Source organism: Desulfuromonas acetoxidans DSM 684 (assembly GCF_000167355.1).
Lineage (GTDB): Bacteria > Desulfobacterota > Desulfuromonadia > Desulfuromonadales > Desulfuromonadaceae > Desulfuromonas > Desulfuromonas acetoxidans.
On sequence record NZ_AAEW02000048.1, the window covers coordinates 1 to 3,909 of the forward strand.

The window sequence follows — 3,909 nt, forward strand, 5'->3', positions numbered from 1 at the left end:
CTGAGAAGCGACTCGAGAGGATCCCAGTGCAGCTTGACCGGAGCCTACAATGATGTGGCTGACACGGCTCAACTGGTAGCAAGTTATGACGATATTGTCCCGCCACAACTGCTCGGTACGGCCTTTGATGTCGGCGGCTTCACACCCACGCTGCCGAGTTTCAGTCTCGACCTGCAGAACAAACTGGCCGGTCGCCAGGACATGACCAAAGCCAGCGGCTATGCCAGCTTTGAAATCACAGACGGCGATACGCGCGGCAGCTTTGACCCGGAAATGGTCGGCGTGTCCATCTATGACCATTACGGCAAGTGGAAGTCCGGCGACATGGCCGCCATGGCTATCGGCCCGATTGGCGCAGATCAATACAACCAGATCGCCCTGAGCGTACCGCGTCTGCGGGCAACCAACGTTCAGGAAACCGACCGTGACGGCCAGCAGGCGCTCAACGTCTCGTGGCAGGCCGCCATGACCAGCGGTGATGATGAATTCAGCCTGGTGTTCAGCTAATGGGGGATGGCATGGAGCAGAATATCAAAACCTATTTGATTGATGGTGTCACCTATGAGCAGCGCGAATTGGTGCTCGGCCAGTGGCGGCAACTCTACGCCATTTTGGATGGCATGGAGATCAGCGGCGGGGTGAACGCCCTGGGCGCGTTGGTGGCCGCACTGGCGCAATCGGATGAACTGAACAGTGCCCTTGCTGTGTTGCTCACACCCAAGGACACGCCGCTGCGTGATAAGGATCTGGCCCGAATCGCCGCTGATCTGGAGTTCAGCATCACGCCGCAACAGATCACGGAGGTGATCAACGATTTTTTTACCTTGAACCCGGCTGCCTCGATTTTGAGCCAGTTGGGGACGGTGATCGTCAAGCTCAGCGGCCTGATGATGGCGGCACTGGAGGCGATTGGATCGAGAGTATCTGCATCCTCCTCTGCGGAGGAGACTACAGCCGAAGAGACGCCGTGCTCTGGGGCTGCACCCTTAGCAGCGCCAAACAATGGCTCGACTACCGAAAGCGCGAGCTGATCTTTCGCGAGTCGGTAATCGGTCTGTGCAGCTTTTTCGGTGTACGGGTAGAAAGCGGCCCAGGGCAACGCAGCCGCACCGATCAGGATGTGGGCGAATACTGCAAAGGAAAAGACGTTGAAGAATGTCGGAGCATGTTTGGCGACGCCCTGCCCAGGGTGTGCGCCACCTGCCCGAACTGACAAAACGGAAACTTGGCATTTTTGGCAAACTGAAGCGGGGAATGTATGGCGAACAAGGTTGAAATCGCCTTTGAGGCAAAAAAAAGCACCAAGCTGGCAACCGATGAGATCAAGAAAGAGATCTCCGGTCTGTCGGAAACGGCGGCCCAGCTCGGCACAAAGATGTCCGCGTCGTTTGATCGGGCAACTGCCTCGCTCAATTCTGCCAACAAGGAGGCACAGAATACTGGTCGCAGTGAGCGAGAACTGAAAAAACTCGGTGCGACGGCGGCCAGCACCAGCGGGCATATCCTTGGCCTTGGCGGGAATATCAGCGCACTGGCCGGTAAGGTTCTTATTCTGGAACTCGCTGCCCGTCAGGTTGCCCGTCTGGTAGACACCCTGTTTATCGACTTCAATGCCCAGCTGGAAACCGCTGGTCTGGGTATTGCCTCCTCCTACATGACCGCAGGCACGTACATCGATCGGGCCACCGGAAAAGCGCTTTCCGGATCGGAAGCGTTGCGTGCTGCTCAAACGGATTCAGCGGCCATGGTCGAAAAGCTCCAGGTCGCTAACTTCCAGACGCTGGCCACCCTTGATCAACTGATTCGCGCCTATCAGGAAACCTTGCCGGTTGCCATGAATAAAGGGTTTAACCGTGACCAGGTTGAACAATTCACCACGGCCATGGTTCAGGCCGCCGGCGCCATCGGCATTAACCTCGATATGCTCGGCGAAGAAACCCGCTCGATTCTCACCGGAGCCATCAATCCACGCACCAGCCGGGTGGCCACGGTGCTCGGTCTGACCAATGCCGATGTTTCAGCCTTTCAAGGTAATGCCGACGCCTTGTTTAACTTCCTCATGGAGAAACTGGCCGCCTACCGCGTCGCCGGGATTGAGAGCCAGGAATCCTGGAACGGTGTCTGGTCGAATAGCGCCGATCTGTTTAAGCAGTTATCGGCCATGGTCGGCGAACCAATCTTTGAAGGGATCAAACGCGACCTGCAGGATGTCGCGAACCAGATCGTTTCAATTGATGCCGACACCGGAAAAATTAAGTGGAACGAAGACTTCATGGCGACGGCAGATGATCTGAGTGAGACCATGGAGGATGTTTATGACCTGTTCAGCAGTTTGGCCAGGTTAACAGCGACCATGGGCTTTCCGGCCCTTGACGCGGTACTGCAAAGCACCGAGCCGTTGTCCTACCTTCTCGAACAGATTGAGCGGTTGACAACGGCGGTTGATGACAAGATGGGCGATGGGGCTTTCATCAACACGTTTCTCGCCACCAATCAGCTCACCCAATGGGGCGCACTTCTTGACCGCATTGAGAAGTTACAGTCAGAAACGCCCCGTTATCCCATGCCCCAGCCTGGCAGCCGTACTCTGGTCGACGAACAGGGTACGGTCACCCAGAAAAGCGATGCAAACTATCAGCAGCGGCCTGTCGATCAAGATCCTGAAGAGGTTAAAAAGGCCAGCGATGCCGCAAAGAAACGCGCTGAAGCGTTGCGCCGTTACGAACTCGAACTCACCGCCATGCAGGGTGATGAAATCGCCACCCGTCTGGCCCAGGTCGATGCCTGGGTGGAACAGCAACGTGCCTTGCTGGAAAAGGCCGGTTTGTCGGCTGCCGAGATCGATCAGCGCATGGCCGACACCTATGCCGCCGCCGAGCAGAAAAAAACTGCCATCACCACCGAAGCGGCAGAAAAACGCGCCGCCGCATTGGCCGAGTTTGAGGCGCAGATCACCGATCTGACCGGCAGTGAACTGGAACAACGTCTGGCCGCGACGGATCGGTGGCTGAAGGAACAGCTCGATCTGCTCGAACAGGCCGGACTCTCCGCTGCTGAGTATGAGCAGAGCAGTGTTGATGCCACCCGCGCCGCCGAAGCGGAAAAGAACCGCATCCGCCGCGAATCAGCCGCCGAGGCGGCGCAGATCCGTGCCGCAGCCAGGGAAAATGAAATCAACGCCTCCCTGTCTGAAGTGGACCGCTCCGAACGCACCGGTGGAATGGGCGAAGAGGAAGCCTTAACCCGTCGCTTGGAACTCTACAGCCAGTTACGTGATGTCCAGCAGGAAACCCTCAACGAGATGGACCGGGCCACGGATGCCGATGCCTGGTATGCCCAGCTCGATGCTCTGAATGCAACCCGCGACGCCCTGGTGGAACTGCAGGAACAAATGCAGGAACTCAACGGCACGTTTGAGGAGGGTTTTTCAGGTGCGATCAACGACTGGACCGACAATGTGGCCACCGCCTTCGAAGCGGGCGAAGCCATGGCCAACAGTACAGCGGAAAACATGCAGGGAGCTTTTGAGCAACTGCTGTTCGATGCCCAACGTGGTGAGCTGGATTCGCTCGGTGATTACTGGGATCAATTCGCCCAGGGCATTCAGCGCACCTTTGCCCAGATCGTCAGCCAGCAGATCGTCACCCAGATCCTCAAGGCGTTGGGTTTGACCCAGAAAGAAAACCTCTCCACGACCACCAGCGAGGTTGCTGCCACAACCAGCCTGACCGCGGCCATGACTGCCCAGGTAGCTGTCGCAGCTAAATTGACCGCCGCCTATTGGGCTTTGGCTGCGGCAAAGGCGGCTGCTGGGCTTCAGGAGGAGGAGTGCCAGCGCTGGATCAACAGGCGGTCGACAGCCGCATCTCCACGACACGGTCGTTGCCCNCCGGAGGATGATTTCATGCG

2 protein-coding genes are annotated in these 3,909 nt (G+C 57.6%); both read left to right on the forward strand.

The annotated features are described in order from the left end of the window. The coding region (locus DACE_RS16800; RefSeq protein ID WP_238326440.1) for a hypothetical protein at positions 1-507 on the forward strand (507 nt) is incomplete at its 5' end. An 11-nt stretch (positions 508-518) separates the two neighbouring features. Beyond that, the gene (locus tag DACE_RS16805) at positions 519-1,031 is read left to right on the forward strand and encodes a hypothetical protein (RefSeq protein ID WP_006003387.1); all 513 of its coding nucleotides are present in this window, start codon (positions 519-521) and stop codon (positions 1,029-1,031) included. The last annotated feature ends 2,878 nt before the right edge of the window (positions 1,032-3,909 follow it).